Origin of the sequence: Martelella mediterranea DSM 17316, from assembly GCF_002043005.1 — a bacterium.
GTDB classification, from domain to species: Bacteria; Pseudomonadota; Alphaproteobacteria; order Rhizobiales; family Rhizobiaceae; genus Martelella; species Martelella mediterranea.
This window is the reverse complement of sequence record NZ_CP020330.1, coordinates 1,630,001-1,654,638: the sequence shown is the minus strand read 5'-3', so window position 1 is coordinate 1,654,638 and position 24,638 is coordinate 1,630,001. Positions and strand designations below refer to the sequence as shown.

28 protein-coding genes, 1 tRNA gene, 2 rRNA genes and 3 pseudogenes (1 of these 34 cut by a window edge) are annotated in these 24,638 nt (G+C 58.4%); 15 read left to right on the top strand and 19 right to left on the bottom strand.

The window, feature by feature from the left end; translation table 11 throughout:
- Nucleotide 1: 1 nt before the first annotated feature.
- From Mame_RS07725 to Mame_RS07715, 3 genes are read left to right on the top strand one after another with little or no spacing between them, the layout of a single operon-like run.
- Nucleotides 2–487, top strand: coding sequence for a TRAP transporter small permease (locus Mame_RS07725; RefSeq protein WP_018067346.1), 486 nt, complete (start codon nucleotides 2–4; stop codon nucleotides 485–487).
- Nucleotides 484–1,764, top strand: a complete 1,281-nt coding sequence (locus Mame_RS07720; RefSeq protein ID WP_018067345.1) for a TRAP transporter large permease — start codon at nucleotides 484–486, stop codon at nucleotides 1,762–1,764. The genes Mame_RS07725 and Mame_RS07720 overlap by 4 nt, the downstream gene beginning before the upstream one ends.
- Nucleotides 1,764–2,510: an aspartate/glutamate racemase family protein gene (locus tag Mame_RS07715; RefSeq protein WP_018067344.1), complete on the top strand. Its 747-nt coding sequence runs from the start codon at nucleotides 1,764–1,766 to the stop codon at nucleotides 2,508–2,510. Before Mame_RS07720 ends, Mame_RS07715 begins: the two co-directional genes overlap by 1 nt.
- A gap of 191 nt (nucleotides 2,511–2,701) precedes the next feature.
- Here Mame_RS07715 and Mame_RS07710 read toward each other — a convergent pair whose 3' ends face one another.
- From Mame_RS07710 to Mame_RS07695, 4 genes are all read right to left on the bottom strand, one after another.
- A complete protein-coding gene (locus tag Mame_RS07710; protein WP_018067343.1) occupies nucleotides 2,702–3,493 on the bottom strand; it encodes a hypothetical protein in 792 nt (263 codons plus the stop codon).
- An 88-nt stretch (nucleotides 3,494–3,581) separates the two neighbouring features.
- Nucleotides 3,582–4,016 (bottom strand): DUF2721 domain-containing protein, encoded by a 435-nt coding sequence (locus tag Mame_RS07705; protein WP_026173919.1) that lies wholly within the window; start codon nucleotides 4,014–4,016, stop codon nucleotides 3,582–3,584.
- Between the two features lie 135 nt (nucleotides 4,017–4,151).
- On the bottom strand, nucleotides 4,152–5,666 hold the full coding sequence (locus Mame_RS07700) for a DUF1254 domain-containing protein (protein ID WP_018067341.1): 1,515 nt from the start codon (nucleotides 5,664–5,666) through the stop codon (nucleotides 4,152–4,154).
- Between the two features lie 170 nt (nucleotides 5,667–5,836).
- Complete coding sequence (locus tag Mame_RS07695; RefSeq protein WP_018067340.1) at nucleotides 5,837–7,273, bottom strand: DUF1254 domain-containing protein; 1,437 nt, start codon at nucleotides 7,271–7,273, stop codon at nucleotides 5,837–5,839.
- Nucleotides 7,274–7,301: 28 nt separating this feature from the next.
- Between Mame_RS07695 and Mame_RS26620 the strand changes: the two genes are divergently transcribed.
- The 9 genes from Mame_RS26620 to Mame_RS07655 all read left to right on the top strand — a co-directional run bounded on the left by Mame_RS26620 (nucleotide 7,302) and on the right by Mame_RS07655 (nucleotide 13,974).
- Entirely contained in the window at nucleotides 7,302–7,496 is a 195-nt protein-coding gene (locus Mame_RS26620; RefSeq protein ID WP_155122052.1) for a hypothetical protein, read from the top strand.
- Between the two features lie 264 nt (nucleotides 7,497–7,760).
- The gene (locus Mame_RS07690) at nucleotides 7,761–8,906 is read left to right on the top strand and encodes an AraC family transcriptional regulator (protein WP_018067339.1); all 1,146 of its coding nucleotides are present in this window, start codon (nucleotides 7,761–7,763) and stop codon (nucleotides 8,904–8,906) included.
- A 5-nt stretch (nucleotides 8,907–8,911) separates the two neighbouring features.
- Entirely contained in the window at nucleotides 8,912–9,853 is a 942-nt protein-coding gene (locus Mame_RS07685; RefSeq protein ID WP_210162298.1) for a tyrosine-protein phosphatase, read from the top strand.
- A complete protein-coding gene (locus tag Mame_RS07680; protein ID WP_018067337.1) occupies nucleotides 9,850–10,248 on the top strand; it encodes a 2'-5' RNA ligase family protein in 399 nt (132 codons plus the stop codon). Before Mame_RS07685 ends, Mame_RS07680 begins: the two co-directional genes overlap by 4 nt.
- A complete protein-coding gene (locus Mame_RS07675) occupies nucleotides 10,245–10,499 on the top strand; it encodes a hypothetical protein (protein WP_018067336.1) in 255 nt (84 codons plus the stop codon). Before Mame_RS07680 ends, Mame_RS07675 begins: the two co-directional genes overlap by 4 nt.
- 558 nt (nucleotides 10,500–11,057) lie before the next feature.
- Nucleotides 11,058–11,996, top strand: coding sequence for an IS110 family RNA-guided transposase (locus tag Mame_RS07670; protein ID WP_079920685.1), 939 nt, complete (start codon nucleotides 11,058–11,060; stop codon nucleotides 11,994–11,996).
- A gap of 195 nt (nucleotides 11,997–12,191) precedes the next feature.
- On the top strand, nucleotides 12,192–12,791 hold the full coding sequence (locus tag Mame_RS07665; protein ID WP_018067877.1) for a TetR/AcrR family transcriptional regulator: 600 nt from the start codon (nucleotides 12,192–12,194) through the stop codon (nucleotides 12,789–12,791).
- 48 nt (nucleotides 12,792–12,839) lie between these two features.
- Entirely contained in the window at nucleotides 12,840–13,394 is a 555-nt protein-coding gene (locus Mame_RS07660) for an alpha-amylase family protein (protein WP_018067878.1), read from the top strand.
- Nucleotides 13,395–13,434: 40 nt separating this feature from the next.
- Entirely contained in the window at nucleotides 13,435–13,974 is a 540-nt protein-coding gene (locus Mame_RS07655) for a hypothetical protein (RefSeq protein ID WP_018067879.1), read from the top strand.
- A 21-nt stretch (nucleotides 13,975–13,995) separates the two neighbouring features.
- On the opposite strand, the gene Mame_RS27120 is transcribed toward Mame_RS07655, so the two are convergent.
- Nucleotides 13,996–14,208: a helix-turn-helix domain-containing protein gene (locus Mame_RS27120; RefSeq protein ID WP_210162313.1), complete on the bottom strand. Its 213-nt coding sequence runs from the start codon at nucleotides 14,206–14,208 to the stop codon at nucleotides 13,996–13,998.
- Nucleotides 14,209–14,213: 5 nt separating this feature from the next.
- Nucleotides 14,214–14,483: pseudogene (locus Mame_RS07645) on the bottom strand (transposase); the annotation flags it as partial.
- A 146-nt stretch (nucleotides 14,484–14,629) separates the two neighbouring features.
- Between Mame_RS07645 and Mame_RS07640 the strand changes: the two are divergent.
- Nucleotides 14,630–14,858 (top strand): annotated as a pseudogene (locus Mame_RS07640) (transposase); the annotation flags it as partial.
- A gap of 150 nt (nucleotides 14,859–15,008) precedes the next feature.
- Here the strand turns inward: Mame_RS07640 and Mame_RS26615 are convergent.
- The 7 genes from Mame_RS26615 to Mame_RS07610 all read right to left on the bottom strand — a co-directional run bounded on the left by Mame_RS26615 (nucleotide 15,009) and on the right by Mame_RS07610 (nucleotide 18,870).
- On the bottom strand, nucleotides 15,009–15,761 hold the full coding sequence (locus Mame_RS26615) for a hypothetical protein (RefSeq protein ID WP_018067843.1): 753 nt from the start codon (nucleotides 15,759–15,761) through the stop codon (nucleotides 15,009–15,011).
- Nucleotides 15,762–16,207: 446 nt separating this feature from the next.
- Nucleotides 16,208–16,717: a hypothetical protein gene (locus Mame_RS07625; protein WP_018067842.1), complete on the bottom strand. Its 510-nt coding sequence runs from the start codon at nucleotides 16,715–16,717 to the stop codon at nucleotides 16,208–16,210.
- Between the two features lie 347 nt (nucleotides 16,718–17,064).
- Complete coding sequence (locus Mame_RS26610) at nucleotides 17,065–17,370, bottom strand: hypothetical protein (protein WP_155122051.1); 306 nt, start codon at nucleotides 17,368–17,370, stop codon at nucleotides 17,065–17,067.
- A 75-nt stretch (nucleotides 17,371–17,445) separates the two neighbouring features.
- The gene (locus tag Mame_RS26605; protein WP_155122050.1) at nucleotides 17,446–17,676 is read right to left on the bottom strand and encodes a hypothetical protein; all 231 of its coding nucleotides are present in this window, start codon (nucleotides 17,674–17,676) and stop codon (nucleotides 17,446–17,448) included.
- 102 nt (nucleotides 17,677–17,778) lie between these two features.
- Complete coding sequence (locus Mame_RS26600; RefSeq protein WP_155122049.1) at nucleotides 17,779–18,204, bottom strand: hypothetical protein; 426 nt, start codon at nucleotides 18,202–18,204, stop codon at nucleotides 17,779–17,781.
- A gap of 10 nt (nucleotides 18,205–18,214) precedes the next feature.
- On the bottom strand, nucleotides 18,215–18,442 hold the full coding sequence (locus tag Mame_RS07615; RefSeq protein WP_018067840.1) for a hypothetical protein: 228 nt from the start codon (nucleotides 18,440–18,442) through the stop codon (nucleotides 18,215–18,217).
- A 224-nt stretch (nucleotides 18,443–18,666) separates the two neighbouring features.
- Nucleotides 18,667–18,870, bottom strand: a complete 204-nt coding sequence (locus Mame_RS07610; protein WP_018067839.1) for a hypothetical protein — start codon at nucleotides 18,868–18,870, stop codon at nucleotides 18,667–18,669.
- A 123-nt stretch (nucleotides 18,871–18,993) separates the two neighbouring features.
- Between Mame_RS07610 and Mame_RS07605 the strand changes: the two genes are divergently transcribed.
- Complete coding sequence (locus Mame_RS07605; protein ID WP_026174000.1) at nucleotides 18,994–19,173, top strand: hypothetical protein; 180 nt, start codon at nucleotides 18,994–18,996, stop codon at nucleotides 19,171–19,173.
- 36 nt (nucleotides 19,174–19,209) lie between these two features.
- Here Mame_RS07605 and Mame_RS07600 read toward each other — a convergent pair whose 3' ends face one another.
- The 3 genes and pseudogenes from Mame_RS07600 to Mame_RS07590 all read right to left on the bottom strand — a co-directional run.
- Nucleotides 19,210–20,133 (bottom strand): nucleotidyl transferase AbiEii/AbiGii toxin family protein, encoded by a 924-nt coding sequence (locus Mame_RS07600; protein ID WP_018067837.1) that lies wholly within the window; start codon nucleotides 20,131–20,133, stop codon nucleotides 19,210–19,212.
- On the bottom strand, nucleotides 20,120–20,974 hold the full coding sequence (locus tag Mame_RS07595) for a type IV toxin-antitoxin system AbiEi family antitoxin domain-containing protein (RefSeq protein ID WP_018067836.1): 855 nt from the start codon (nucleotides 20,972–20,974) through the stop codon (nucleotides 20,120–20,122). The genes Mame_RS07600 and Mame_RS07595 overlap by 14 nt, the downstream gene beginning before the upstream one ends.
- 158 nt (nucleotides 20,975–21,132) lie before the next feature.
- Nucleotides 21,133–21,393, bottom strand: a pseudogene (locus Mame_RS07590) (zincin-like metallopeptidase domain-containing protein); the annotation flags it as partial.
- On the opposite strand from Mame_RS07590, the gene Mame_RS27675 reads away from it, so the two are divergent.
- Nucleotides 21,378–22,301: a recombinase zinc beta ribbon domain-containing protein gene (locus tag Mame_RS27675; RefSeq protein ID WP_079920991.1), complete on the top strand. Its 924-nt coding sequence runs from the start codon at nucleotides 21,378–21,380 to the stop codon at nucleotides 22,299–22,301. The pseudogene Mame_RS07590 and the gene Mame_RS27675 overlap by 16 nt on opposite strands.
- Here Mame_RS27675 and Mame_RS07580 read toward each other — a convergent pair.
- From Mame_RS07580 to Mame_RS07570, 3 genes are all read right to left on the bottom strand, one after another.
- Nucleotides 22,258–22,334, bottom strand: a tRNA-Met gene (locus tag Mame_RS07580). The two genes, Mame_RS27675 and Mame_RS07580, sit on opposite strands and share 44 nt — an antisense overlap.
- 216 nt (nucleotides 22,335–22,550) lie before the next feature.
- Nucleotides 22,551–22,666 (bottom strand): 5S ribosomal RNA (gene rrf, locus Mame_RS07575).
- A gap of 359 nt (nucleotides 22,667–23,025) precedes the next feature.
- Nucleotides 23,026–24,638 (bottom strand): 23S ribosomal RNA (locus tag Mame_RS07570); it runs 1,186 nt beyond the window's last position.

The window sequence follows — 24,638 nt, the reverse complement described above, 5'->3', positions numbered from 1 at the left end:
GATGGTTTTCGACCACCTCTTCTCAAAAATCCTTGCGGGCGCCGACTGGTGCGCCCGCATCCTCGTCATGACGAGCGCTGCCATCATGGTCATCGTCGTCTCTGCCCAGGTGGTGATGCGCTATGTCTTCAACAGCTCGTTTGACTGGGCCGATGAAATCAGCCGGCTCGCCTTCGTCGCGACGATCTTCATCGCCATCCCGCTCGGCATTCGCGAGGGAACCCATGTCAGCATCGACATGCTGGTCTCCCGCCTGCCGGCCATGCCGCGCCGGACCCTGGCGCGGCTGATGAACCTGATCGCCGCCGTGCTGATGATCATCGTGTTCTGGACTTCGATCATCACCGCGCAAGTCACCTGGTCGGAACGCCTCGGCACGATCGATCTGACCTCGAGCGTGTTCTTCTTCCCGATCATCATCGGCGCGGCCCATGCCACGCTCCACCTTCTTTATCTTTCGCTCTATCCGGCGGAGCCAAGCCCATGAGCCTGATCGTCATCGCCAGCTTTCTGGCCCTTGCGTTTCTCGGCATGCCGCTTGCCTTTTCGCTTGGCGTTGCAGCGCTTGTCGGGCTCTGGATCGCGGGTTTCGATGTCAACGTCATGGCGCCGCGCATTCTCAACGCCGTCAATTCCTTCCCGCTGATGTCGATCCCTCTGTTCATGATTGCCGGTGAGCTTATGCTGAAGGGCGGCATCATGGAACGGCTGATCGATTTCGCCAATGCCTTCATCGGCCGTGTGCGCGGAGGACTGGCCCAGGTGACCATCGTTTCCGGCGCGGGCCTTGCCTCTGTCTCGGGTGCAGCGGTGGCCGATGCCTCGGCGCTGGCCTCCACGCTGGTGCCATCGCTGAAGAAGCAGTACGGCCTCGGCTTTTCGTCCGGCATTGTCGCTGCCGCCGCCAATCTCGGGCCGATCATCCCGCCATCCGGCGCCATGATCGTCTATGCCTTCATGGCCGGTTCCTCGGTTTCGGTCGGCGGCATGTTCATGTCGGGCGTCATCCCCGGTATCCTGCTGTTTCTGACCTTCATGGCGCTTTGCTGGTTCATTGCCTGGAAGCGCGACTATCCGCTGGCGGGCCAACCCATCACATTTTCGAATATCTGGCTCCAGACACGCCGCAACCTCGTCGTCTTCCTGATGCCGGTCATCGTCATCGGCGGCATTGTCGGCGGCGTTTTCACGCCGACGGAAGGGGCCGCCGCCGGTGTCTGCTACGCGCTCTTTCTCGGTTTCTTCGTTACACGGCGGCTCAAGCTCGCAGACCTGCCGCATGTGCTGCTCGATGCGGCGAAGACCTCGGCGCTGGTCGGCGCGATGATCGCCTTTGCCGCGACCGTCACCTTTCTCTTCACCATCGACCTTCTGCCGATGAAGCTTGCCGGCTTCATGCAGGGGCTGACCGACAATCCGTTCGCCTTCCTCTGCCTGATCGCCGTGATGTTGCTTCTGGTCGGCATGTTCCTGGAATCGAACGCCGCCTACATCATGCTGGTGCCGCTGTTCCACCCGGTCGCCCTGCAATATGGCATCGATCCGCTGCATTTCGGCTTCCTCTTCGTTCTCAACCTGGTGATCGGCATGCTGACGCCGCCGGTCGGCGTGGTGCTCTTCGTCATCTGCGGCGTGACAGGGGTGAAGATGGGTGAACTGGTGCGCGAAAGCTGGCCCTTCATCGCCGCCATGTATGCCGTGCTGCTGGTCTGCATGCTGGTGCCGGAACTTGTGACCTGGCTTCCGGAAAGGCTCGGTTACTGATGCGGCTCCTGCTGATTAACCCGAACACGACGCAAGCCCTGACGGAACGCCTCGCCGCCGCGGCGAGAACAGTCCTGCCACCCGACGCGGAGCTGGTGACAATGACCGCACGCCGGGGCTTCGCCTATATCTCCTCGCGCGCGGAAGCTCAGCTTGCAGGGGCCGAGGTGCTGTCGATGCTGGCGGAGAAGGCAGGCACATTCGATGCGGCAATCATTGCCGCCTTCGGCGATCCGGGCCTCAGTGCCGCCCGCGAGCTCTTCGATATTCCCGTCACCGGCATGAGCGAAGCGGCGATGGTGACGGCACTCTCGCTTGGCGAACGCTTCGCCTTCGTCACCTTCACACCGCAACTTGCCCCCTGGTACGGCGAAAAGGTGACACGGATGGGTCTCGGCGCCCGGTTTTCCGGCACCTTCACGCCGGAGGACAGCTTTGAAAACATCGGCACGGTTGCCGAAGATCTCCGCACGCCGCTCCTCAAAACCTGCATCACCGCCAGCCGAAAGGCAGACTGCCTCATCCTCGCCGGCGCCCCGATCGCCGGCCTTGCAGGCGAAATCGAAAATGACGTCCCGGCCATGCTGATCGACCCGATCAGAGCCGCAACCATCCAGGCCGCAGGCCTCGCCCGCCTCTACCCCAAAGGCGCCAGTCGCGGCAGTTTCAAACGCCCGCCGGCAAAGCCATCACAGGGCATCGACGCCGTTCTTGCCAGTTGGATAGGGCGCAAGGAGGAGCCTTGAGCAGGCCTTTCGCGTGGCCCACAGCACGACATTGATCCCACGGACCATGCCTTGCGAAGGCGACCGCGCGCGCCCCAGGATCGCGCCCTCGTTTACCCTAATCGAACTGCTTCGGCCAAGCCAGCCGCCAAATGCGTTTTGTCAAGAAAGCATGTGATTTCCCGGGCATCGGGATCATATGCAGGAGATACTCAAAACCGCAGCGAAAGCCCGATGATCGGTCCTTGCTCCACGACGTTGAAGACGAAGCCATCGCTGTTGTAGTCGACCCCGAGGGCGCGGTATCCGGCAACTGCTGAAACCGTGTCGTTGAACCGGTAGCCGATCGTCGCAGCCACATCCCAGTCGAGATCGGCGCCGCCGGCGCCGATAAAGCCCCACCCGGTCAAATAGACTTTCGGCGTGAGGAAATAGCTGCCGCGAAGGCCCGCCATGGCATCCACCCATGTGGCGCTGTCGCTTCTAGACCGGCCGTCGAAAACGCCGCCGGTGATGGAAAGCGTGCTGTCGACGGACCAGACCCGCAGACCGCCGACGACTTCAAGCCGGTATTTCTCATCCTCCGCGAAGGTATAGCCGGCGCCGAGCAGGCCTGCGAAAGTGCTGGTTTCCAGCTTGACGGAGGCGGCGGTGTTTCCAACCGGCGAACCGGTCTGACCGGACAGCTTGATATAGATGGCATCGCCGATCACGCTGTATGGCCCGTAGCGCGCTTCGCCGATCGCCATCAGGCCGATGTCGAGATGGTCGAAGATATTGTCGAAACTTGCGTCGACGGTCACTTGCGGAAGCCCGAACTGGGCAATGTCGCCCGAAATTCCGGCAGCCCAGAAATAAGGCGCGAACGTAAACGTCCAGCCCTCGGGCGTGGAGGCCTCCTGGACGTTTGGCGTCATCGGCAGGTAGATGTCTGCTGCCCGACCCTGCTGAAATGCCAGGCAGACGCCGATCGCGGCAAGAGACGAAACCAGGCGGATTTTCATGTTGTCTCCCATACTGTTGTCGCATGCGGTTCAGTTGTTCAACCGCCACCACCGGCTTTGTCCTGCCGGACTTGTCCGATCATTCATGTCATCTGTGCATTCGATCCATTCTCAACTGCCGCAACATCGTTCGGGCGCAGACCAGCAGCTCGAACAGAAATGCGACGAGCGACGCAATCAGCGATACGATCGCGCCGCCGAAGAGCCACAACAGGTTTTCCTCGCGCAACCCGATCTCGAGCGCGCCCGCCAGCAGGTTCAGGATCGCGCTGCCCGTGCAGATCGCCGCAACCGCGCCGAGGATCATGGCGACCACAAGCGTCAGCGCCCTTAGCCGCAGGTCCGGGTCCTGTTCGCGCAGCGCCCGTCCGCTGTCCGCGATCTCGTTCAAACGGTCCGAAACTCTCCCCAGACGTATCGTATAGATACTCACAAAGCCCGCGGTGCCCGCCAGCAGGAAGACGGGCGCGAGGGATGTTTGCACGATCGCGACGAGATCGCTGACGATGGGTTGTTCGTTCACCAGGGCCACTCAAAACCAATTCACGCCGCCAACCCAATCGGTCTGCTTTCAGACAAACGATGCCGGGCCATCGGGTCGACGGCTTGGAAATACCGGCGTCCGGCGCTCAATCCCTACGTCGGAAGCGCTATCCATTCAATCGACCCGTTCGATTTCACCCGGTTTCCACGACTTGTCAAACCATGATTCCAATGGACCATAGAGCCGCAACACGACATTCCACCCCTTTCCTGGCACCGTCTGAACCCAGTTGGTCTCGTGGCCTTCCGGCGCCGTCGGGCCGAACCAGATATCGACGGACGAGTCGGCGTTGACGACGATATCCTTCTTGTCACTGCCGATGCTCGGAAACGGGTGGTCGGTCTGCAGCATCGAGCGGGTCTGGTTGTCATAGACAACGAGCGACCAGAAATCCTTGGCCGGGATGTTCGGGGGCAGATGAAGCCTGTAGGTCGAACCGCCGTCGAAAGGTTTCTTGTCGCCATCCATGGTCGCGGCCGCATATTGTGAACCGACGCCGACTCGCTTGATCGCCATAGCCGGCGTTATCCCGGTCGCGTAATAGTGAAACAGCGTCCGGGCGTCGAGGAAGCGAACACCGGGCTCAAGAAGGAATTCATAGCTACCGCCGACGAACCCGGTAAACCAGGCGCTGTCGGGATAGTAATAGGCCTCCTCGATGCGTGTCCTGAAGGTTATCGTGCGGGCCGTGGCGTTGCCAACGGCCACGGCATCGGTGAGGATCTTCTTCATCCGCTCGTCGGGCGCGAAAGGCTTGCCCTTGACGATCCCGATCGCGGCGAGCTGACCGAGCACCTCGGGATGGTAGGCATCGTTCGGTTCATGCTGAACGATATCGTTCACTTCCTCGTAGAAATGGAAATCATTGGCATGGATGGTGTTGAACACCTTTCCGGACGCGTTGATGAAGGTCATCGGCGGCGGGTTGTCGGCTTCCGACAGCGGGTAAATCCTGGTGAACTTCCTGGTGTTGTCGACCGCCGTCTTGGTGCTTCCATCCTCCATGAACCCCCTGAAGAACAGAAGGTTTCCGTAGGTGGGCGAGCGCAGCACGAAATAGCCATCCGGCACCTCGCCGTCATAGCCCGGGGGCAACAGCAGATACTTGCCGCCCTTGCCCTTGTCAGGACCGGCATTGCCGATATCGCCGACATATTCGAACCAGTGGCTGTCGATGAAGCCGAGGATGTTCGGCGGCGTTTCGATCACCAGCGGCCCCGCCTTGGTGTCGAGCCAGGCCAGATTGTAGACGCTTTCCGTGTTCCCGGTCAGGAACAGCGAATGCGAGTCCATCAGATCCTCGAAAACCAGAACGGACTGGTTGTTGTCCGCGCCCTGGCTTGCGAACCCGACCCGCATCGCTTCCGCCGAAGCCCCGGGCATGGCGTTCAGGAATGCCTCGACGCCGCGCATGAAATCAAGGTTGTCGTAGACCAGGTTCGCGGTGGCATCGTCCGGATAGCCGTCGAAGAAGTTCAGCGTTCCAAGACGGGTCTCCACGCTTTCCGGCGTGACAATGGCTTCAGGGATGGTCGTCGTCATCTTCATGACGGGCGGCGCCTCGGCGCGGACTGCGCCCGCAAGCATCACCGCAAAAGTGACGCAGACCAGGTTTTTCATGGGCACCATTGTTCTCTTTCCTCCACGTGGGCATCATTCCGCCTGAAACCGCTTGCGCCATCCGGAAACATCAGTCCCGAAAGGTTTGATGGCATTGCGCGTCGAAGACCGAACGGAAGCGTCGGGCCCGGTCCTCGCCGGCTGTCGCGCCGCCCCATGAGCGGCGCGAGGTCGTCTGCCTATTTCGCCGTTTCGAGGGCCGGCGGCTGCCAGGTGCCCTGCCCGACCGGCAGGACGGAGGGTTTTCCGGTCTTCGGCCAATACATGCGCATCGCCAGATAGATCGGCCCGTCCGGCGCCGGAAGCCAGTTCGATTCCTTGTCCGCGCCAGGAGTGTCCTTCTGAATGTAGAGCGTCAGCGAACCATCCGTATTCTTCTTCAGTTCCGGCAGCATCGGCGAATTGATCAGGTAACGGTTGATCGGATTCTCGATCAGCAACTGCGTCTTGCCGTCGTACATGGTGATCGACCAGAACGCTTCGACCGGCGGCAGTTCTCCTGCCGGAAACGTCAGCGTATAGCTTTGCTTGCTGCCATCGAGCAGGTCGCCATTGGCGAGGTTCCTGCCCAGGATGTAGACCGCCTCGGCGGCATCATTGCCATAGATGCCGGCGGATGCACCCGCCGCCCGTTTGATCCAGTCGCCGTCGATGAACGCGGCATCGCCCCAAAGATCGCTTATCGACCACCCATTCGCCTTGTACAGCTTGTCGGCGAGGTACGCCTTCACCTTTTCGTCCCCGTCACGCATGCCGAGGGCGACTTCGAGCCGGTGCTCAAGCGGCATGTCCTTGAACTGGAACGACTTGCCCGGGCCGACGCCGATCTTGGCGAGCTTGGCGCGGATCTCCGTTTCGGCGGAAGACGCAGGGGCGAACTGAAGTGCGAAGTCCAGATATTCGAAGAAATTGGTCTTGACGAGTTCCTTGTCGACCTTCGGGAAATCGACGGCCGGGGCGGCCGCCGGGGCGGGTTCGCCAGCGTAGGCGGAAAGCGTCTGCACCTTGTAGCCGGCCTGGACCTTTTCGACATTGGGCATGTCATCGGGGCCGAAGAGCTGCGTGCGATAGATCGCCAGCGAAAACTGCGTGGAGGCGCGGAACACCTTCTTGATGCCCTCCGGCGTCTCCCCGCTCCAGTCCGGACCGGCGATCATGTAGTCGCCGGCGTCGCTGCCTGTCGCGCGGCTGCCGATGTAGCCGAAATTATAGGTATTGCCGTCGACGAGCTGCACCGAGTAGTAGCGCTTGTCGACCGCCGGGACCGACAGAACGACCGGTTCCGCCCGCAGATCGAGAGACGCAACCGAGTAGGGCGTATCGCTGTTCGGACTGATGATCGTCGTGTCCTTGTAAGTGTAGACCCGCGCCTCGTTCTTGATCTCGTTGAAGGGGGCCTTGAACTGATCTGAGTCGCGATCGACCGCATAGTCGTACATGATCGCGTAATTCATCACGATCGGCAGCCCGTAGACGTAGCCTTCCTCGGCGATCTGCTTCGCCTCGACAATGCTTGGCCAGTCTTCTGCATTGGCCGTCTGCACCGAAAATGCGACGAGAGATCCCGCCAGACCCAGCATCACCTTGCCGACAAGCCTGCCAGTTCGCATCATCATAGCTCAATCCTTCCATGGAGCACTTGCGGTGAAGAACCGGACCACCGGCGATGCTCTTTCTCTTTGTTTTCATGCGCGTCCGGACCGAGACCCGGCATCCACTTTTATGAACGCGCTCCACAAGGCTCGCCACGGCGCATGGCTGCCGGCCAATCAAGACGGACAGCGCCGCCCGAAAATGCTTGGGGATACAGGCAAGACGAAATATTCTCCCTTTACTTGAGGGAGAAGAATCTCAACTGTATCCAGATCTGTCATTTGCGTGAAAGGCACGACCATTAGAAACATGACGGGCGACGACTGATCGGCTCGCCTGATATTCACGTGTCGATGGCCTGTGGCTTACGCGGCTAAGGTCGTATCTGTGCGCATGCCCTGAAGGAGACTTCGCTTCTCAGGAACATCCACACGACAAGACGTAGCAACGAAAGAAATTCGTAACCACTCATTTTGCGCCAAACTCGCCTCCGACGTAGGATTTGCAGATATGACTGAAATACCCGTTATTTCCAGCCGCATACTGCATGGCGTACCCTACTTTGTCCGTCAGGAACTGGGGGAGCGGGCGCTGCGGCAGGCCAATCGCGCCGCGGGCTTCGATCTCGAGCTTCTTGAAGATCAGAACTGTTTCATTCCGCATGCGGCGGTGGTCTCGTTTCTGAACGTCGCGGCAAGAGCGGCGGGCGAACCCAATATCGGCATCCTGATGGTGCCCGCGATGAATGCCGCCAATTACGGCAGCTATGGTCGCTACCTGCTTGGCGCGGAAACGCTGGGCCTTGCCATTGAGCGGGCGATCACCGCCCTGCCCTATCACAGCACGGGCGATGGAATGTCGGTCGCCATTGTCGGCAACGAAGTGCGATACAGCTATGCTTTTGCCCTTGCCGGCTGTGAGGGGTACGACGCGATCGCGGTTGCGGCGGCCGGCGTGCTTCTCAGCGTGATGAGAGCCTATCTGCCCGCCGACTGGAAACCGCTACGGGTGGAACTCGACATCGCGAAGCCCCGCCAGACAGCAGCGTTCGAAACGGTGTTCCAGTGCCCCGTCATCTTTGGAGCGCGAGCAGTGACGGTTGTGATCGAACGCCATCATCTCGCGGCGACGGCACGCCGTGACGCAAGATCGATCGTCACCATCGAGGATGTCATGCGAGCAAGGCGGGGCGGCGCTCCGCGCGATCTGCTGGACGTGGTCATCGAGCAGATCCGCACGCAAGTCCGCACCGGCCGCGTCTCTCTGGACAGCACGGCGCGCGCGATGGACACCAGCGTGCGGACACTGCAGCGCGAGCTGAACCGGACCAGCGCCGATTTTCGCGGCATGGTGAATGCGATCAGGACCCAGAGGGCGATCGAGCTGCTTCGACACACCGAGGGAACCATCACCGCGGTTTCGGCTGAGATGGGATATTCCTCCCCCGCCAATTTCGCGCGCGCGTTCAGAAAGGTAACCGGCTACGGACCGCGGGAATTTCGGACGAGAGACTGGCCACATGGCGCCGCAGAACAGTTTTCGTCTCTCCCGCCCGGAGAAAACGCTGTTCGCGGGCCCGAAGTTCGCGATGCGTTCAGCGCCTTTTCCGTCATCGCGAAATCCGGATCAGGCGGAAGCAGCGGATCCGTGGCGTGAAATGAATGGCGACGGCCCGCGAAATCTGTTGTCCTGCCGCTTCGGCGAAGTTCGGCTTCAAGGGTTCATTGGGGCCAAGCGAACGGGCCCGCGCAGCTTGCGCGACCGGGCAACAGGAACAGGAGAACCGAATGCACGCAACGCAACCGCCCGGCACGCAGATAGATATCCTTGCCGTCCACAATCTTCGGGATCTCGGAGGATGGCCTGCCGGGGACGGGCGTCGGGTGCGTTCCGGCCTGATCTTTCACTCAACCGACCTTCATGCCGTCGCCGACGCCGGGCTGGAGGCCCTGGCGAGGCTCGGGCTGCGAACCATTGTGGACTTGAGGACGGTCGCGGAGCGGGAACCGCAGCCCGACCGACTGCCGGACGGAGCGACACAGCTTTATTGCGACGTCCTGGCCGATGCCCGGAACGCGGCGCCCGCCATGCTTCCCATGATCATGGCCGATCCCCGAAATGCGGGTGAACTTCTTGGAGACGGAAAGGCCGAAAGCCTCTTCGCGCAAGGATATCGCGACATCGTCTCCCTTCCGAGCGCCCTCGACGCCTTTCGACGCTATTTTCTGGTCCTGGCGGACGAAACCCGCCGACCTCTGCTTTTCCATTGCGCAACGGGAAAGGATCGCACCGGATGGGCGGCTGCCGCGACATTATCATTGCTGGGCGTCTCGCAGGACGATGTCTTTCAGGACTACATGCTCACCAACCTGCAGCTATTGCCTGCCCTTCAGCCGGTGTTCGACCGGTTCGCGGCGGCCGGAGGCGACCCGGATCTGCTGAAACCGGTGCTCGGGGTTCAGCCCGCCTATCTGGAAGCGGCGTTCGAGGAGATGCGGAGAACCTTCGGCTCACTGGACGCATATTTTGAGGACGGGCTGAAAATCGAGAGCGGGACACTCCGCGAATTGCGGGTGGCGCTCACCGAAGAGCGTACGACATGAATGACCTCACAGCCATCGACATCCTGGTCGAACCGGACAGCAATGCGATTGAGCGGGTCGGCGCCGAGAACAGCCGGCTGCGCGAGGCATACCCGGAGGGATTTGCGCTTGATGCCCTGCACATGCCGCACATCACATTGCTGCAACGCTATGTATGGTCGGAGCGGCTTGCCGAACTGTTCGCCACAGTCGAGGAGGTTGTGCAAGCCGTCAAGCGCGAGAGCCTGTCGTTCAAGGCGACCGGTCTTGGCCACATGCCGATTTCCACCATACCCGGCCATGGCCTTGCGGCTATCGTGGTTCAGCCTGGCCCCGAGGTACTGATCCTGCAATCCGCTTTGATCGATGCGGTCGCGCCTTTCACGGCGGACCGGGGCGACGACGCGCATTTGTGACAACCGAGGATGAACCGCATATAAACGCCGACACGCTCGACTATGTCGCCAACTACGTGCCGGTTCACAGCGGCGCGAATTTCATTGCCCACATGACCGCAGGCCTGGCGCCTCTGGACTTCCTCGAGAAAATCGAACGGCAACCATTCGACGCGTTCGATTTTCGTCCCGCCGGCTTCGCGATCTATCAACTCGGCAACAACGGAACGGCGCGAAAGAAGCTCAGAACATTGTCCGCTCATATGGGCTGACGCGCTCTCGCTTCGAACTCACCCCGACAACTGGCTTGAGAGAGGCAACTATCGTCCTCAGGAACGCCGGCCCCGCAGCGTTCAATGCGGTAAAGAAAGCGCGGATATCCGACAAGGCACCGTCGATTGGATGGGAGTGCACGCCCTTCTACATCTCAAATAACGAGCTGGAGTTGGCAGAGGCCCGTCGTCATGAATGGAGCCTGGTGCGTCTGTTCAACTTTTCCCGGGACGCGCGCGTTCGAGCTCCGGCCGCCGCTCGAAGCCTATGTTTCACTGATGGCGACCCAGTTCCGGGCCGCCTTCAACTGAAGACAGGTTCGGGGTGGCAGTTGTCATGAAGGTTCAAGGAGTCGCGCGAGCCCTACGGCAACACCTTGTAACTTCGAATCCGCTGCTTGTGGTATAGAGCAGGTTGCGGTGGCGGACGGGAGACCGGTCACCCTGAGGGACACCAAGCCCGTGAGTGAGCAAGGGTCCTCGTCCGCCGTTCCATCGAACCCGAACAGTCGCTTGGGCCGCTCGAAGCGAAGCCCGCTTAAGCAAGGATGGGATCGGATGGACGCTCTTAACATCGGTATCGACGTCTCCAGGGATCGTCTGGATGTCGCCGCCAACACGTCTTCGATGGCCCCTTTTCATGTCCCGCGCGATCATGACGGGCTGGAGGACCTGATCGCGCGGCTGAAGCCGCTCGGGGCCGCACGGATCGCCATTGAGGCCACCGGCGGCTTCGAAACCGTGGTCGCGGCGGCGCTGGCTTCGGCCGGACTGCCGGTTGTCATCGTCAATCCGGCGCAGGTGCGGGCCTTTGCCCAGGCGCTCGGCAAGAGGGCCAAGACCGATCCGATCGATGCAGCCGTGATCGCCCGTTTCGCCGAGGCCACAAGGCCCGCCCTGCGGCCGCTGCCGGACGCCGAAACCCAGGCCCTGGGTGATCTCGTCGCTCGCCGGCGGCAGATCATCGCCATGATCGGCGCGGAAAACCAACGCCTGAAGCGATCGTCTCAGCGCACGGCCAAGAGCATCAACCGGCTCCTCAAGGCGCTGCAGAAGGAACTCACCGACATCGATCAGGACATTGACGACAGCATTCGCCGATCGCCCCATTGGCGGGCCAAGGTCGAGCTCATGAAGTCTGTCCCCGGTATCGGTGACCAGATCGCCCGCACCCTGATCGCCGAACTGCCGGAACTCGGTACGCTCGACCGACGTCAGATCGCCGCTCTCGTCGGTCTGGCTCCATGGACGCGTCAGTCCGGCCAATGGCGCGGAAGGAGCTTCATCGGCGGAGGACGCGCCGGCGTCAGAACGGCGCTCTACATGGGAGCCCTCGTTGCAGCGCATCACAATCCAAGCCTCAGGGCGTTCAGGGATCGTCTGGTCGCTCATGGAAAACCTAAACTCGTGGCCATCATCGCAGTCGCACGAAAACTCATCACCATCCTCAACGCAATCCTCCGGGACAATCATCCATGGCGCGAACAAAACGCTTGACCAGAAAGACAGTCGCTCACTCCTCCTCGCCATCGGCCACGGCCGCCATCACCTCCTCCTGCACGGCTGCCGAGTCGGCCGACATCCTCCAGCGCCTCGATATCAGGCAGGTCGCGCAGCGTCTTCATGCCGAAGGACTGTACTTACTCAGATTTCACGTTGACGTTTTATATACCATTCGGTATATAAAACGTCATGAAACCTGCACCTCCCACAAGAATCTTCCTGCTTGATCAGGCACTTCGCCTCTTTTCCGCCTATGGCTATGAAGGCGTGGGGGTTCAGCAGATCTGCAATGATGCCGGCGTGGGAAAGCCGACGCTTTATCATTATTTCGGCTCGAAGCTCGGCCTTCTCGAAACCCTGCTGAGGGAACGGCTTGCGCCCCTGCATGAAGCGCTGGAGCGGGCCTGCGCGCTGACCCCGTTCGATCATGCGCTCGTTGCGCTTGCGGAGACGACATTCGCTTTCGCCCGGGAGGAGCCTCAGCTCTACCGCTTCTATCTGACGCTCTGGTTCGCGCCGGTCGAAAGCGAGGCGCGGCAGGCGGCCGAAGAGCATCACCAGCGCCATTTCGAGGCGTTCGACGCCTGTTTTCGCGCCCATGAACAGGCTTCCGGTCACGGGTTGACGGGGCGGCACAGGCTGCTGGCGGCCTCCTTTCTCGGCCTGGTCAACAATCATATCGGCATCGCGCTCAACAGCTTCGCCACGCTGAATGCGCGCTCGGCGGCCGACACGGTCGCCATGTTCCTGAACGGCGCCCTGCCGCCTGCTTCTTCGAACGGAGATTAGACGAACAATGTACCAGTCAGTACATAATGCGGGGCGGACCATGCCCTCATGGATCGAACACGCGATTTTCTGGCACCTTTACCCGCTCGGGTTTACCGGCGCCCCCATCACGACGTCACCCGGCTGGCGAGCCGTCTTGAGGATGGCGGCGCGCTGGAGCAGGCGCTTGCCGTGCTGTTTGCGGTCGGCGGCATCCCCTCGGTCTATGCCGGCGACGAGCAGGCCTTTCATGGCATCAAGACGGAAGGGGTTGGCGGCGACGACGCGGTCCGCCCGGCCTTTCCCGAAAGCCCGCAGGGTCTCTGGCCGGATGGCTGGCCGGTCTATCGCCGCCATCAGGAATTGATCGGGCTCAGACGCCGCCACCCCTGGCTTATCAGGGCGCGCGCGAAGCCGCTTCGGCTCGAAAACACCCGGCTCCTCGTCGAACTGGCCCATCACGGCAAACGGCTCTATCTGGCGCTCAATCTCGACGAACCGGCATCCTTCACCGCGCCGGATGCGAAGACGGTGCTTGCGGGACGCGATGCGCATCTTACCGGCGACAGATCCCTGCATTTGGGGGCAAAGGGCTGGGCCATTCTGTCCACCGCCCAGTGTTGATGCAAAAAACATATCACCGACGTTTTGAAGATCAGAGACCATGAAACCCATCGGCATTGCAACATGGACTGCCCTTTCGGTTGCCGCCTGCCTTTATGCAGTCACGACGCTCTGGACCTTGCCGGCGATCGCCCAGGCCTCCGGCGGGCTTCCGCCTTTCTGCATGCGTCCGGGCGGCTATGACTTTGGCGAAGCGCACGCCTTCCTAACGGCGCTTTCGGAAAAGGGACGGACGCTTTATCTCGGTCCGCAGCAGCGTCTCGATCTTGTCTTTCCGGCAGCGCTCGCCCTCGGGCTTGGCCTCGCGCTCTATCGCCTCGCCCCCCTCAACCGGTTCTGGAAGCTGTTCTTCGCCGCAATACCGGTGGCCGGCATGGTGTTCGACTATCTGGAGAACGCCGCCGTCAGGGCCATGCTTGTGGCAGGCCCCTCGGCCCTTCAGCCCGAACAGGTTGAAACCGCCAGCCGGATAACGACGGCCAAGTCCGTCTTTGACAGCGCCGCCTACGGTCTCCTGCTCCTGTTTCTGATCCTCTGGGCAGTGCGGCGACGGCGCGGTGCGTCCGCATCCCGCGATTGAAGAAAAGGCAGGCCGCCAGTCTCAGCCGGCCGCCTCGTTCGGGTCTACGCAGCAGTCCGCCTGTTGCGCCTTGCGGAAGGCCGCCGGCGTTTTATCGGTGTCGCGCCGGAACGCGGTGTAGAAGGCGGATTTGGAGTTGAAGCCGACATCATAGGCGATCTCGAGAACCGAGCGTGCCTGCAAAACCAGCAGGTCCTTTCCGACAGCACGCCTCCTGGCTTTGCGCTTACGCAAGGAAAGACCTTCCTCCCGATACAGTCGGTAGATGCGATTGACGCCGGACGGCTCATCTGCTCGGCGAGCAGCTTCTTCAGCTTGGCATTCTCGTCCTCAAGCGCCTTCAACCGCCTGGCCTCGGACACTTCCATGCCGCCAAATTTGGCTTTCCAGTTATAAAACGTCGCTTCTGAAATCCCGTGCTTGCTGCAGAGATCGGCCGCCTTCGCGCCAGCCTCCTGCTCCTTCAGCACACCAATAATCTGCTCTTTCGTAAATCTCTGCTTCTTCATTCGTCCATCCCTTAATAGGCCGGACTCTAATCCATTCTGGAGGAAATTCTCAGTGGCACGTCAGGGGCGATCTCGCTGGAATTGACCTGCCCCCGCATGGTCCCGCGTTTTGATGTAGAGTTTGCTCATTCATATGGAGCAGATTTATGCGAAAGAGCCGTTTCACCGAGGCGCAGATTATTGGGATGATCAAGGAACAGGAAGCCGGACTTCCGACGTCCGAGATCTGCCGCAAGCACGGCCTCAGCCCGGCGAGTTTTTATAAGTTCAAGGCCAAATATGGTGGCATGGAGGTTTCTGAAGCCGCCCGTCTCAAGGCTTTGGAAGACGAGAACGCCAAGCTCAAGCGGCTACTGGCTGATGCGCTGCATGATCGACTGGTATGGAACGGGGGAGAAAAAGCGGGAGCAACAGGACGTGATGCTCGGTCTTATCCGCGAGCATCAGGATTTTTGGCCGCATGCCGTGATACTTGCCCATATACAGAAAGTTTGCGGGAGATTTCCCTCGCGGTAAGCTTGACCGCTATAGCTGAGGGAGCGCGATGGACAACCCATTGGCTTCCTCCGGCGCATAGCCCGGAGAGTTGTCTGGTTTTATTCCTGCCAAATCGCCGGAAATATCATCAATGATACCATCAAGGCTTTGCATATCAGCCTTGATGGCGTCCGGCGTTTGCGGGTCATTGGTATTGTCGCGGCGCTCGACCATTTCGCCATGAATCATATCAGCATGATCCAATTTCTTTTCGAGGCGATCAGCGCGGCCTGCCAGTTCGTCATTGTGCTGGCTTTCAGCGAGGCGGGCGCTGTCCTCGCTCCAGATAATGTCCTGCGCGTCGGGATTGTCCGATAGTGTGCCGTCACGGTTATAGGCGCGATCATCTTCACCGCGATAGGCAAGGGTTCCATCCGGCAAGCGCACGGCGCGGGAATCGATATCCAGGCGCTCGGCCTCAATTCTGGCACGGAATGCTGCGAGTTGATCTCTGGCATCATCCAGAAACTGACGTGTTTCGTTCAGCTTCTTGCCCCAGTCATCGTAAAGCTTGGCGTAAACCGGATCGCTCATCAGCATCATGAAGCGGCTCAATTGCTCTTCACGCGCCTTGCGACGTTGCTTTTCCGAGTTCGGGTGATTGCCTTCGCCATTCAGGAAGCGTTCGATCCGGCCCACATCGCGGCCAGCGACTTCATTCTGAAGATCGTCGAAATCCTGCTGAGAGCGCTTTTGCGCCTCACTGCCAGATACCGCGTTGAACTCCAGAGAATAAACCATCCATTTCCGTTTTTGTTTTGTTTTTAATATTTTAGCTCATTTCAATCATCGGACGCAAATTTACAAAGAGCCCAAAGGAGAGGACACAAGCGCACGAATTTTCGTATGAGCATTGGCGAAGAATTCAGCGGCGAAACGACGCCTGATATTATTCAGGTGCTGTAACGGATCATAGAAAGTCCGGTGCCATCAAAAAGCTCCTCGTCATTCTCGTCAAAGTTCAACCCTTAAAAAGGACCGCTTCCAAGAACGACATGAGCACCAGTTGAACATCATGCTCAAGGTTCTCAATGATTGATCTTCAAAACATGTCTACCGCGCGTTTCGATCCGGTTGAAGCGGATCACCGCTCCAAATTGTTGTTTGGGTCGCATGATCTTGTCGATCCTCGCTTCGCTCCAGTCGGCTCATGTTCTAGAAAGACCCGATGTTCCGGCGTGCGGCGGTCAAGGACAAACAAGCTGGTTGTTTATCCGTAGGATGGCAGAGTTTTCTGACTCAGTGATCTTGTATGTATCATCGACAATTTGAATTTTGATACAGTCTTTGTGACGCTCTTCAAAGAGAAACATGAGGGTTAACGGATCGGCTGACTCGTTAAAATCAACGCGCCTTGTTTGTAAGTCCGCCAATTCATGCGGCTCAAAGACGATCCGGCGGCACTCCTGATCCCAGAGGCGTTTACCGAACCACTTAATCCATGCTGGCTCGGAACAGTATTTTGCGAAGGCTGGTCGTATCAAAATATCAAAGATCGGACGGATACTTGTTTGTCCAGTGCTATTTGCCAATTTTGCATTGACTGGCCTGGCGATGATGCGGCTTTCGAGATACCAGAAGCCTCCACCTATAAAGGCGATCAGTGCAGCGACAATCAGTCCTTGAACAATTTGGCGATGAAACTCCCAAATTCGCGCACGGAGAGATTTCTTTGGAGCGGGGTCGTCAGCGCTCATTTCGCCGCCGCCGAAGGGACAAATAGACTATCAGAGGAGCCATCTATTTGTGATCGCGCATACAGCCGAAACGTGGGGTAGTCTGATCGAAGCGTTTCGTCGTGGACGGGGCTGAAAACCGAACACTGGAGCGAAGCAACGTCATTCTCGCTTGAGACATATGTGAACGCCCCATCTCCAGAACTGAATTCCGGTTTGGGCAACTCGTCGCTCAGAGCGAAAAGGCTTGTTTGGTCACCGCTTTTTGACACCAGAATTATCGCTTTGACGCAATTCGAAATCGCCCCTTCATTTTCTTTCATCAATGAGAAGGCGCCCTCAACATATTTCCCATCGGTTTCTTTGGCTTACGGTCGCGCAATCATTAGCCTCAGAAATAGGGTTTGGAACTCGCCTGTCTGAGCCTGCTCCAGAATTTGAGCTATCGGAGAAACGCCGCTTGATGGCCCGTCGGGCGAGGCTCCCCCGATGGCAAAGGTGCAAACCTTGTCATTCGGATTGGAATAGGCTCCAACATCAACGCCCGGAAAGGCGACCGCACTGGCATCATGATCAACCGTCCCAAGATCACAGCGGTACTCTGGATTACCCGCTTCAGCACTTGACACATTTACGAAAGCGAACACGATCAAGCCATAGGCTACGGAACGCATACCCCAACCTCCTGCCACCAACCCCAAATAGAACATGAACAACGATACTACTCGGCAAGAGATTTGTACATAGGATCAGGGCGCAGCGGTGGTCGGCGTCTCAGTGGACTGCGGCTTTTTTTCTGCGTCGTTCGCACCGATACAATAGCCGCCGTAATGGAAGAGCGCAGCAGCCATTGTAAATGGAACCGCAATAGTAGCGACAGGACCGCCGGTTATGGCGACCAATCCGCCGATTGCTATTCCAGCTGTAATTCCCACGACAGCCGCTGATTTGGCCGCTTTCTTGTTGAAATATGACGTCATGTGACCTCCCTATTAATTAAAGTATAATTACAGAACATATCTATATATTTTACCTATAATCAATATTTATTTTGTTTATTATAATTTTATAGAATATATAAATCAGTCTTCATAATGAAAAAGATCTATCTGCTCTGGTATACTGTCCAGCAAAAGCAAATGGGCAAAATCATTGTAAATATGATTGTGCTTCAGGCTCACGCTCGTGTGCACCGGAGCAGAACATGACGGCACGGACCGCCCTTCGGTTTCCTTACGATGGCGATGAAGTTCGCGAACAACCTCGCGGTAGCGCGAGATGTCGGCGCGCAAAGTGAGAAGGACTTCTTCACGTATCTGGCGAAGCCTCCGCGTCCGTTGCGGCTCTGCCAATGCCGCGATGGCGAGGATTTCGTTGGCGCGGTATCCCTGATAACCGTTGAGCTTTGCCTCGAAGCGGATCACTTTGGGCGAGAGAACCTCGCCGCCCAAAAGATAGTACCATGGATGGCCGGGGGTGTAGGGGCCGACTGAATACGGATGTGTCATTGCGCCCTCCCTATGTCCGGTCTGTGTCGGTGGAAGCCTCGTCCAGCGGTTCACGCAAGACGATGCGGCCATTGATCGGGCAGGTTTCGAGTTGAAGCGTATAGCCCTTGCCGTCCTTGTGCTTCCAAGCTGCCCCGACTTTGTTCCAGAATGATTTTGTACCCTTCTGGGTAACGTGCCAGGCCAGAAAGTCCGGTGCATTCAGCGCGTCGGGGGTCTGTGTGTTTTCGCGTGCCATGTTTGATCTCCTTTGTTCGGGTTGGCTTGCTAACGCCCTCCCAAAGGCCGGAGGCATAGGATCGGAATTCATGGGCAACACGGCTGGCGCAGACAGGTGGTGCGGGCAGCCCATTGAAGGTCGAGCCGCATTCGGTCAGGAGTTCAGGCGTTCTTGCTGTAAGCCATGCCGGGACAAGGAGCGTGAAACGGCGCTTCCGCGCAAACAGCCCACCTCCACAGTGATCATGAAGGCCGGAGTTTTTTGCCTGAGAACGGCATGTCCAGTTCCACGAATACTCGATCTTGAGCAATTGCGAGGTGGCCACCGATCCCAGAGACGGCTGGCAAGGCAAAATGCTGCACCTCTTTTCCGTTCATGCTGCATAGGTTCGCGCCAAGATTTACGGAGAAACTGCCGTCAAGCATCAACCGGGATTTCAGGCGCATCCTGACCTTTTCATTTCAATCGTCCGCCGAACCATCAGCGCCTTTGCTGGGCCGATGATGGTGTGTGCGAGGGCCGAAAGGCCCTGAATGGTTCGGGGCCTCCTTGAAACAAAGGAGGATACGATGAAACTCGTTTCACGCTTTGAAGCGGCAAGCCGCAGCACAACCGAATTGCATGGCCTGCTGAAAGAGGCTTTCAATGCCTTTGCCGCTGAGCCACGCGGATCGCAAGACCGCGATGTTGCTCTGACTTCGATACGCAATATCGAAGCAGAACTGGCCGCGCGCGTTCCTGGCTTGTAAACTCCGGCTGCTTTCCGGTCTCACGCCGGGAAGCAGCTATTTTTGTGCGCGCCGTTCAAGAGAAGATTGCAGCAATTCGACCAACGCAGATCGTTGCTCCGGTTTGAGCTTGTCCAGATTGCGCTGCCGCCAGCGGATCGCCGGAAGCTCTGCAACATGGCCAATCTTGAGAAAGGACCAGTCCGGTTCGCCGCGCTCGAAGCCGATGAGAAATTCACGGTGGTGATCCGGCATGCCGCCGATCAGCACCTCGATCATTTCATGCTGTGTTTCGATCAGCTCATCAATGGCAACAACCTCTTCGGTCATACCTTCGAAGCCGTTGCGGTATTCATTCGCGAGGTCTTTGACGCGGCCTGACAGCACCTCGCCCATAGGGCGGTTGTGGCTGAGGAGATAAACGATGAAGGCTTCGCGGAGGTCATCGCTGAGCCCCTCATGGGCGAGCAAACCGCGCACGTCGAAAAGGTCGCGCGGATGCTGACGGTCCAGCGCAGCAACCAGCTTGCCCGCGAAGAGGTCTTCGAAGGAGACGACACTCGTTTCCGCAAAGCCGAAAGCCTCTTCCACGGCCTCGGTGACAGGGATTGTGGAGGGTTCATGCACTACACCGCGCAGCACGGGCGAGACTTCGATCTTTACCTGTGTCCCTTCGGCCATCACAAGCAACCGCAGGATCGCGTCATCATGGACGTTTTCGGTGACGCGCGCGCCGGGCAGTTCCGCCAGAGCTGCCGCCCTGATACGCTTCATGGCGGCGTCGATGTCCGCCAGCGCCTCCGGCCTGTCATTCACGGGCAGATACATCAGATCGATATCCACGGAGAGGCGCGGCAGGTTGCGCACAAAAAGATTAATCGCCGTTCCGCCCTTGAGCGCAAAACAGGCTTCGCGCGCGACAATGGGAATAAGGCGCATGAGAAGCCGGACCTGAGCCTGATACTGATCACGAAACGGCATTGAGGTCCTCCGGCACGGTTATGAGATAGACCGGATCGAGCTTGCCGCCGGGGACAAGCATGCGCTTGCCTTTGCCGAGATCGATGGCGGTTTTGTCCAGACGCTTGAGCCAAGCATGGGTATGGCGATCCGCAAAATAGAAGAACAGGCGTTTGACTTTCACGCTGTCGCAATCTGTCAGCAGCTTTTGCAGCCGCCTCGGGCTGAAATTTGCGGCACTCTGCATGATCATATCGGCCTGATGGAAACTCTCATGGCGCGGCAGTTCATCGAGCATTTCGAGATAGGCGCGCTCGGGCTGGGAAAGCGTCAATGGCCAATCCCATTGCCCCCAGGCAAGAGAGGTCAGACTGCCGCCCTGAAAGCGGGCAAGATCGCGGCCTGTTCCCTCCGCGACATTCCAGGCAAGACTGCCAAGCCCCTGCGTGATCGGATCATTGCGGAAGAGGGTCGCGCTGTTGTGGTAGACAAAGCGCTGGGGAAGGTTCAGTTTGTCCAGCCATGCGGGCGGCTTTTCCGGCCCGTAGAGATGAACGGTCTTGGTCTCATGCGCGAGATAATGGGCAAAGCCCTGTAACTCCAACGCCGTGCGCCCGCCAACGTAGAACGGCGTTCGCAAAAGCAGGGTCTGGAGCGATATGACGACTTGCTGCCAGCTCAGTGTGCCGCGCGGCCTTTTGTAGACGCTGCGCACGGGCTGTTCCAGCCAGCCGTTCTTGACGTAGTAGGCGCGGAGATTGCTGGCGATGCCGCGCTCTTCCAGCCAAGCAGCATCCACGACCAGCCCTTCGGGCAGATCTTTCTCAAGTCGGTTTAACAGTGATGCATTTTGCTCAGCCATACTGAGTATATTACACGATTCTCAAACCATGTTCAAGTTTGACAAAATCGCAATACGCTCAATGAAATTGAGTGTATTCAGCGATATTCAAACCTCTATCTCCAGCGCCCGCCTCTGGCGGGCGCGATTTTTCCCGCCAGAGCAAGGGAAACCGACGCTTACGCGGCGGCTCCTTCCTTGGCGTCCGCAGGGCTTTGCAGACCATGCAGGAAATCGGTGGCGCGCTGCGCATGGGCGGCGGCGCTGAAGATGGCGCGCTTGTCTTCTTTCAGCACTTTGAGCCAGCTTTGAATATAGGCTGCATGATCGGTGCCTGGCTCTGGGGTCAATTCCAGATCAGTACAAAGAAACGCCGCGCCAAGTTCGGCAACCAGTTCTTCACGGGCATAAGCGCGTGTCAAAGATGAACCCAGAAGATGCTTGGATTGTTCAGGACGTTCCCGAACTCGCGATCATATCCGAAGAGCTCTGGCAGAAGGCGAAAGATCGTCAGGAGGCGTTGAACCACAAGCCACAGCTATGGCAGACGAACCGCCCGCGAAACCTCTTCGCCTATCTGATCAAATGCGGCGTTTGCGGCGGCGGGTGCTCGACGGTTTCAAAGGGACGCATCGGCTGCTCGAATGCTCGTAATAAAGGGACATGCGACAACAAGCAGACGATCCGACGTGACGAACTTGAAGAAGCAGTGCTTGGCTCGTTGCGGGATCACTTGATGGATGAAGAGCTTTGCAAGGTCTTCTGTGAGGAATATGCACGCCACCGTGCAGAACTGACACGCCAGCATAACGCATCTCTCCATCAGTACGAGGCGGAACTGGCAAAGCTCCAACGGGAAAAAAAGAAACTGGTGCAATCGATCTTGGACGGCGTGTCCGGCACCCTGCTGAAGGACGACGCGGCCAGGATCGAGTCCCGAATGAACCAACTGGAAACGCTGCTTGAGGGTAAGGTAGAGCGTCCCGCGCTCTTCGAGCCCGGAATTGCCGCGCGCTACAAGAAAGAAGTGAAACGGCTTCTGGAATCTTTGAATAACCCGCAGCATCGTGAAGAGGCTTCGGAGTTGGTCAGATCGCTTGTTCAGGGGATCGTGCTTACGCCATCGGCGGAGCGGGAACGTCCTGTCATCGATCTGGTAGGTGATCTTGCGGGAATTCTCGCAATCGCCTCTGGTCACGACAAGCCCGCAGTGAATGCGGATTTGTCCGAATTTAACCCAGATGAGTGCGAAGTGTTGGTTGCGGGAGGGCGCTTTGGACGCCTCTCACCGGACTGCGAGGCGTTGGTTGCGGGGGCAGGATTTGAACCTGCGGCCTTCAGGTTATGAGCCTGACGAGCTACCGGGCTGCTCCACCCCGCGTTATTTCTGAGCTTCCGGGATTGAGGGTTGAGACGGATGGTCCTTGGCCTCGCCCGGAATTTTGTTTTGTCGGTCCTCGGAAGCTTTGCTTCCTGCGGGTCGACGGGGGCTGCTCCAGCCCGGGTTATTGATGTTTTAGAACGACGAAAGCCGCCTTTACGGCGGCTTGATATCGGCAGTCGCCGTTAAGAGAAGATATTTTGCTGCATTTGGCAGACCTGGCAGCGACCTACTCTCCCGTGTCTTAAGACAAAGTACCATTGGCGCTGGGGTATTTCACGGCCGTGTTCGGAATGGGAACGGGTGTTAAGGACCCCGCCATAACCACCAGGTCGGCCAAATGCAGCATGTTTTCGAGAAGCTGGACTTTTTTGATGTCCTCACGCTGACGCGGCTTGCGCCGCTTCGCTCCGGACGGGGCGGCGCATGAGCGCCGGCGGCCGGTCGGCCTTGCGAAGCCTTTGGCTTCGACCTTCCCCTGCGATGCAGGAGCAAGGATACAAGGTCGTGAGGTCTGTTGTTGTGTTGTCGCTTCAGTAACGCACATTGGCGAAGACTGTCGAGGGATTACCCTCAGCAGCTTGCCTGCGTCGCGCAGCGCGCCGTCCGCAGCGTAGTGGCCGAAGGCCACGACAGCGTGAGGACAAAAGATCGTGTTCATCGGCGAAGCCGATGAACATGAACAATGAGAACGATCAAGCCAATCGAGCGATTAGTACCGGTAAGCTTCACACATTACTGCGCTTCCACACCCGGCCTATCAACGTTGTCGTCTACAACGGCTCTGATAGGGAACACTCGTTTTCAGGTTGGTTTCCCGCTTAGATGCCTTCAGCGGTTATCCATTCCGTATATAGCTACCCTGCTATGCGGCTGGCGCCACAACAGGTCCACCAGAGATACGTCCATCCCGGTCCTCTCGTACTAGGGACAGATCCTGTCAATATTCCTACACCCACGGCAGATAGGGACCGAACTGTCTCACGACGTTCTGAACCCAGCTCACGTACCGCTTTAATTGGCGAACAGCCAAACCCTTGGGACCTGCTCCAGCCCCAGGATGCGATGAGCCGACATCGAGGTGCCAAACAACCCCGTCGATATGGACTCTTGGGGGTCATCAGCCTGTTATCCCCGGCGTACCTTTTATCCGTTGAGCGATGGCCCTTCCACGCGGGACCACCGGATCACTATGACCGACTTTCGTCTCTGCTCGACTTGTCAGTCTCGCAGTCAGGCGGGCTTATGCCATTGCACTCGACGACCGATTTCCGACCGGTCTGAGCCCACCATCGCGCGCCTCCGTTACTCTTTAGGAGGCGACCGCCCCAGTCAAACTACCCACCATACACTGTCCCGGATCCGGATAACGGATCGCGGTTAGACATCCACGAAGATAAGGGTGGTATTTCAAGGATGGCTCCACAAGAACTGGCGTCCCTGCTTCAAAGCCTACCACCTATCCTACACATGTCTTGGTAAATGCCAGTGTAAAGCTATAGTAAAGGTGCACGGGGTCTTTCCGTCTGACCGCAGGAACCCCGCATCTTCACGGGGAATTCAATTTCACTGAGTCTGCGTTGGAGACAGCGGGGAAGTCGTTACGCCATTCGTGCAGGTCGGAACTTACCCGACAAGGAATTTCGCTACCTTAGGACCGTTATAGTTACGGCCGCCGTTTACTGGGGCTTCAATTCAATGCTTGCACATCTCCTTTTAACCTTCCAGCACCGGGCAGGCGTCAGACCCTATACGTCGTCTTAAAGACTTCGCAGAGCCCTGTGTTTTTGATAAACAGTCGCTACCCCCTGGTCTGTGCCACCCTCATATACTTGCGTATAAAAGGGTCACGCTTCTTCCGAAGTTACGCGTGCAATTTGCCGAGTTCCTTCAACGCAGTTCTCTCAAGCGCCTTGGTATACTCTACCTGACCACCTGTGTCGGTTTCGGGTACGGTCTCATGGTGGAGCTATTTCCTGGAACCGCTTCACCGCAAGGACAATCCAATAAGTCCTCACGATTTACGCAATCCGTCACTACCACCTGGCCCACGAATATTAACGTGGTTCCCATCGACTACGCGTTTCCGCCTCGTCTTAGGGGCCGGCTAACCCTGCTCAGATTAACTTTAAGCAGGAACCCTTGGTCTTTCGGCGAGGGAGTCTCTCACTCCCTTTATCGTTACTCATGTCAACATTCGCACTTCCGATACCTCCAGAAGCCCTCACGGGTCTTCCTTCATCGGCCTACGGAACGCTCCGCTACCACGTGGATAAATCCACATCCTCAGCTTCGGTGCATGGC